We start from the raw sequence: 5,402 nt of genomic DNA, 5'->3' as shown, positions 1-5,402 counted from the left end.
GTCGCCGGCGTTGCCGCACTGGCGCAGCCCCTCGACGCCGACGCCAGCGGCGCCGGCATCGGGGTGCTGCGCCGGGGCGGCAACGCCGTCGACGCTGGAGACGGCGCCGCCGTGACCGACGGCCACCGGAACCTTCGGCGCCGGGCGGGTGTGGGGGGCTGTGTGGGCGGCTGGTCCGCCGTGGGGGGTGGGCGGCGCGGCCGCTCCCACCGAGACGACGGCGGTGGTGACCGCGAGGACCGCGAATTTCCGTGCGACGGGGCGACGCATCCGCACCTCCAGTAAAGGGCCGTCCGGGCAGCTTAGTTCGCCGCCATGCCCGCGTCAGTGAGGCCGTACGGGCGTGGCGGCTCGCGCGGCGGGTGCGTCCGGCGCGCCGGGGCGTCGAACACGGGTGCGCTCAGGACCGCTAGCATGCGCGCCCATGAATGACGACGTGCGCAACATCGTGCTGGGCCTGGTGGCCGCGGGCATCAGCGCCGCCCTGGGCTGGATCGCCCGTACCTACCTCTGGAATCGCAAGCTCCGCCGTAAGCAGGCGTTCTTCGGACTGCCGGAGAACGCCGAGTCGTTGCTCGTCGTCAACCGCGACCCGGCGACGGCGGAACCGGCGGTGCACCGCTTCGACGTGTTCGCGCTGCTCGAACTGTCCGCGCTGATCAAGGACTGCGGGGCGCACGTCCAGGTGGTCACCCAGGACGCGGCGCACCAGGGGTTCGGGGAGCGGACCGAGTTCTGCGTCGGCGGGCCGGGCTCGAACCGGCGGATGGTCGCCCACATGGCGGCCATGCTGCCCGGGGTGCGGGTCAACGTCGACCCGGAGCCGGGGCCGGACCGCGGCGCCTTCCGCATAGGCTCCGAGCTGTACCGGATGGAGCCGGGCGTCACCGAGTACGTGCTGCTGGCGCGGCTGACGGCGGGCGAACGGCGCGAGACACGGCCGGTGTTCCTGTTCTGCGGCCAGCGGGCGATCACCAACCAGGCGGCGACCCGCTACCTCGCCCGCAACCACGAGCGGCTGGCCCGCAAGTACGGGTCGGGGTCCTTCGTGCTGCTGCTGAAGGTCGTCAGCTCGCAGGCGTACGGCCCGGACGTGGTGGAGCTGGTCGCGGACGTCACCAAGCCGGCGCAGAGCCCGCTGCCCGCGCCGGAGCCCTCGGCGCAGAAGAAGTCGCACCGGGCGGACTGAGGGGCGCGCCTCGCTCGCGGCGGGCGCCTCGGAGACGGCCGGGGGGGGCGTGGGCGGCACCACCCGTCCGGCGCGCAGCTGACCTTCTCCTCACCCGCGGGCGACCGTGGCTCGGTCGCTGCCGCCGGGAGCAGTGATCTCCGGCTGCCGCCGGACGGGACCGGCCTGTGTGATCCGCCGCCCCGGCTGGGCGGGCGGTCCCCTCCCGGCGGCGGCGTCCCCGCTTACGCCGCGAAGTCTCCTCCCCCACCGGGACGGAGGAGACATCGTAGTCGAGGTCCGGGCGGACAGGATCCGGTGCGTCATGGTGACCGCCGCAACGTATCCGGGCAAGATCGCCAGGGCGGGGCGACACGCACTTTCCGGGCATAAGCCGTATTTACGGCGGGTGATGGGGTGTGCGCGGGGGCGCGCACGCCGGTCTTCCACGACCTCGGCGTGGGTGAACCCCATGGGCGATCAGCCGTCATCGGCCTCAAGCCTGTCGTGCGGATCAGCCTTCCGCGACCTCGGCGTAGAGCTGCGACAGTTCGGGCGCGCCGTCGGCCGCCCACCGGTGTCCGGCGTCCACGACGTCGAACTCCCGTCCGCCGGCGAGCCGTACGACCGGCTGCCCGTCGGGACGGAGGTCCCACGCGGCGCCCGCCACGGTGCGGACGATCACGGTGCCCAGGTACAACCCGGCGTCGTTGCCCAGCCAGTCGGAGGCGTCCTCGTCGTCCCGCCAGCGCGGGACCAGCTGGTCGAGCGCCTCCAGCGAGGCCGGGCCGTCGTCCAGCCGGACCCCTTCCAGCTCCGCCTGGGAGCGCAACAGCGCGCACTCGGCGAGGAGTTCGGCGAGCCCTTCCGGGCCGGGGAGTTCGTCCTCCCGGCGCCGCCTGCCCAGGAACGGGATCCTCATACTGCCAGCCTGTCATTCGAACCGCCCCGCGCACCACAGGCGCGCGGGGTCCGCCGACGCCGGGCCGACCGCCGTCACACGTCCAGGTCGACCACGACCGGGGCGTGGTCCGAGGCGCCCTTGCCCTTGCGCTCCTCCCGGTCGACGTAGGAGTCGGTGACCGCCTTGGCGAACGGCTCGTTGCCGTACACCAGGTCGATGCGCATGCCGCGGTTCTTGGGGAAGCAGAGCTGGCGGTAGTCCCAGTACGTGTACGGGTGGTCGTACTTGAGGGGGCGCGGGACGACGTCGCTCAGGCCGGCCTCGCGTAGGGAGGCGAGGGCGGCGCGCTCGGCGGGGGTGACATGGGTGGAGCCCTCGAAGGCGGCGCGGTCGTACACGTCGTCGTCGGTCGGCGCGATGTTGTAGTCGCCGAGGACCGCGAACGGGCGGTCGCCCGCCGCGTCGCCCGCGACCGCCGCCTTCAGGGCCTCCAGCCACTGGAGCTTGTACGCGTAGTGCGGGTGCTCCACCTCGCGGCCGTTCGGCACGTAGACCGACCAGACGCGCACCGGGCCGCAGGTCGCGGAGACGGCGCGGGGCTCCACCGAGCCGTCGTACCCCGGGTCGCCCTTGAGGCCCTTGACCACGTCCTCCAGGCCGACGCGGGAGAGCACCGCCACGCCGTTCCACCGGCCCGTGGCGTGCACCGCCGACTCGTAGCCCAGCTCGCGCAGCTGCTCCGCCGGGAACTGGGCCTCGGCGACCTTGGCCTCCTGGAGGCACAGCACGTCCGTGCCGCTGCTCTCCAGCCAGGCCAGGAGCCTCGGCAGGCGGGCGGTGATCGAGTTCACGTTCCAGGTCGCGATGCGCATGCCTCACAACCTACCCGCCGGGTCCGACAACGCACGGGCGGCGGCCGGCGCCCGGGCTCGCCCGGGCTCGCCCCGGAATCCCTCGGCCGGCCTCAGAGCCGGACCGCGTCCTTGGGGGCCAGCCGCAGGTGCTCGGTGCCGCCGAGGGCGCCGATCTGACGGTCGTAGATCGGGCGGGCGAGGTCGGTGAGCAGGGCGTCGTGGATGTCGTAGGCACGCCGGGGGCGCACCTCGCGGACGTAGTCGATCACCTCGGAGATCTTGTTCCAGGGCGCCATGACGGGCAGCATCAGCGTCTCGACCGGGTGGCCGGGGACGGTGAGCGCGTCGCCCGGGTGGAACAGCTTGCCGCCGTCGACCAGGAAGCCGACGTTGGTGACGCGGGGGATGTCCGGGTGGATCACCGCGTGCAGCTCGCCGTGCACCTGGACGTCGAAACCGGCGGCGGTGAAGACGTCGCCGTGGCCGACGGTGTGCACACGGCCCGGGAACGCCGCGGAGATCCGGTCCGCGACCGCCTTCAGCGTCCAGATCTCGGCCGCCGGATCGTCCTCCAGGGCGGCCCGCAGCCGGCCCTCGTCGAAGTGGTCGGGATGCTCGTGGGTGACCAGCACGGCGTCCGCGCCGACGGCGGCGTCCTCCTCGCTGAACCCGCCGGGGTCGACGACGAGGACCCGTCCGTCCTTCTCCAGCCGGACGCAGGAGTGCGACATCTTGGTGAGCTTCATGGCTCCATCCTGCATCCGGGGCGCAGGCGGCGCGCCGGGGGCGAGCGGGTACGAGGTCCCGCGGACGGACACGCTCACTCCGGCGGGGCTCGGACCTCACTCCGGCAGGGCTCGGACGTCACTCCGGCGGGGTGGTCTCCTCGCGGACGACCTGCTGGGCCACGCGGAAGGCGCGGCTGGCGGCCGGGACGCCGCAGTAGACGGCCGCCTGGAGCAGCACCTCCTTGATCTCGTCCGGGGTGAGCCCGTTGCGCAGGGCGGCGCGGGTGTGCACGGCGAGTTCGTCGAGGTGACCGCCGGCGACGAGGGCGGTGAGGGTGACGCAGCTGCGGGTGCGGCGGTCGAGTCCGGGGCGGTCCCAGACCTCGCCCCAGGCGTACCGGGTGACGAGCTCCTGGAAGTCCTCCGAGAAGGCGTCGGTCTGCTCCAGGATCCGGTCGACGTGCGCGTCGCCCAGCACCTCCCGGCGGACCTTGATCCCGGCGTCGTACGTGTCCGGGACGCCCTGCGTCTGCGGGGGCGCCGCGGCCGGGGCGATCGCGGCGACGGGTGCGGGCTGCGGCGCGACGGCGACCGGAGCCGCGGGCGCGGCGGCGGGCAGCACGACATGGCCGGTGGCGTTCTCGGGGAGGGGCTGCCAGGCGGTGGAGAAGTGCCGGACCAGCAGGTCGGTGACGGCGGCGGGCTGCTCGACCGGCACCAGGTGGCTGGCGCCGGGCACGACGGCGAGCCGGGCGTCGGGGATGCCGGCGACCAGGGTGCGGGCCTCGGCGGGCCCGGTGACCTGGTCCTCGGAGCCCACGAGCACGAGGGTCGGGACGCCGACGCTGCCGAGCCCCGCCCGCACGTCGAAGGAGGCGAGCGCCTCGCAGGCGGCGATGTAGCAACCGGGGTCGGTGGTGCGCACCATCTGCACGGCCCACTCGGTGATCGCGGGCTGGGCGGCGGCGAACCCGCCGGTGAACCACCGCTCGGGCGCGGAGCGGGCGATCGGGTCGAGGCCGTTGGTGCGCACGATCACGCCGCGCTGGCGGAACTCGTCGGCGGTGCCGAAGCGGGGCGAGGCGGCGATCAGCGCGAGGGACGCGAGGCGCTCCGGGTGGCGCAGGGCCAGCTCGATGCCGACGGCGCCGCCGAGGGCGCAGCCGGCGTACCCGAAGCGGTGGACGCCGAGCCCTTCGAGGGTGGCGAGCAGCCGCGTGGCGAGGTCGGCGACGGAGGCCGCGGGGTGGGCGGGGGCGCCGCCGTGCCCGGGAAGGTCGAACCGGAACACCCGCCACTGCTTCGTCAGCTCGGGGATCTGCCGGTCCCACATGTGCCAGGTGGTACCGAGGGACGGGCCCAGGATCAGAACCGGGGCGTCTTCCGGCCCGTCGAAGCGGTATTGCAGGGTGTTCGGTGGTGTCTCGCTCACCCGTCAGACCCTCTCACGTCGTACGAAATCTCCCGTGGCCGGGGAAAGAGCCGACGGCCCCCCACCTGCACGCAACACCACGTCCGGCACGGAACCCTAATGGATACGGGCGGGGCACATCCGGCGCACGCTTCATCCCACGGCAACCGATACGACCGAAACACGCGTGTCCGATACGCATTTCGGCTCGGCGAACCCGGCGCACGCACATCACACATTCACCGACCCTGCACGCCCCGCCCCCGACCCGCACCCCACCATGCCCGACATGTCCACCGGCCACGCCCGCCCCGGCGGTACGGGCGCCCGTACCCGA

Annotated in this window: 5 protein-coding genes and 1 pseudogene; 1 reads left to right on the top strand and 5 read right to left on the bottom strand. The window is 73.8% G+C overall.

Features of this window, described 5'->3' with window-relative positions; genetic code table 11:
* Nucleotides 1-270, bottom strand: a pseudogene (locus CCN29_RS30145) (hypothetical protein); the annotation flags it as partial.
* 154 nt (nucleotides 271-424) lie between these two features.
* Between CCN29_RS30145 and CCN29_RS30140 the strand changes: the two are divergent.
* Complete coding sequence (locus tag CCN29_RS30140) at nucleotides 425-1,189, top strand: hypothetical protein (protein ID WP_006135015.1); 765 nt, start codon at nucleotides 425-427, stop codon at nucleotides 1,187-1,189.
* A 493-nt stretch (nucleotides 1,190-1,682) separates the two neighbouring features.
* Here CCN29_RS30140 and CCN29_RS30135 read toward each other — a convergent pair whose 3' ends face one another.
* The 4 genes from CCN29_RS30135 to pcaDC all read right to left on the bottom strand — a co-directional run bounded on the left by CCN29_RS30135 (nucleotide 1,683) and on the right by pcaDC (nucleotide 5,086).
* Nucleotides 1,683-2,090 carry a DUF6278 family protein gene (locus tag CCN29_RS30135; RefSeq protein WP_086685701.1) on the bottom strand — a complete coding sequence of 136 codons (408 nt, stop codon included), beginning with the start codon at nucleotides 2,088-2,090 and terminating at the stop codon, nucleotides 1,683-1,685.
* Between the two features lie 74 nt (nucleotides 2,091-2,164).
* Nucleotides 2,165-2,944, bottom strand: coding sequence for an exodeoxyribonuclease III (locus CCN29_RS30130; RefSeq protein ID WP_086685699.1), 780 nt, complete (start codon nucleotides 2,942-2,944; stop codon nucleotides 2,165-2,167).
* A gap of 92 nt (nucleotides 2,945-3,036) precedes the next feature.
* On the bottom strand, nucleotides 3,037-3,672 hold the full coding sequence (locus CCN29_RS30125; protein ID WP_006135012.1) for an MBL fold metallo-hydrolase: 636 nt from the start codon (nucleotides 3,670-3,672) through the stop codon (nucleotides 3,037-3,039).
* Nucleotides 3,673-3,790: 118 nt separating this feature from the next.
* On the bottom strand, nucleotides 3,791-5,086 hold the full coding sequence (gene pcaDC, locus CCN29_RS30120; protein ID WP_086685697.1) for a bifunctional 3-oxoadipate enol-lactonase/4-carboxymuconolactone decarboxylase PcaDC: 1,296 nt from the start codon (nucleotides 5,084-5,086) through the stop codon (nucleotides 3,791-3,793).
* Nucleotides 5,087-5,402 lie beyond the last annotated feature (316 nt).

This window comes from Streptomyces pseudogriseolus, assembly GCA_002154585.1.
GTDB classification, from domain to species: Bacteria; Actinomycetota; Actinomycetes; order Streptomycetales; family Streptomycetaceae; genus Streptomyces; species Streptomyces pseudogriseolus.
Note: the sequence above shows the minus strand (reverse complement) of the source record. Positions and strands in the feature narration are given on the sequence as shown.

Bases quoted from the DNA above. Each gene is read 5' to 3' on its own strand.
- CCN29_RS30140 (WP_006135015.1), top strand. From the start codon at position 425: ATGAATGACGACGTGCGCAACATCGTGCTGGGCCTGGTGGCCGCGGGC.
- CCN29_RS30135 (WP_086685701.1), bottom strand. From the start codon at position 2,090: ATGAGGATCCCGTTCCTGGGCAGGCGGCGCCGGGAGGACGAACTCCCC.
- CCN29_RS30130 (WP_086685699.1), bottom strand. From the start codon at position 2,944: ATGCGCATCGCGACCTGGAACGTGAACTCGATCACCGCCCGCCTGCCG.
- CCN29_RS30125 (WP_006135012.1), bottom strand. From the start codon at position 3,672: ATGAAGCTCACCAAGATGTCGCACTCCTGCGTCCGGCTGGAGAAGGAC.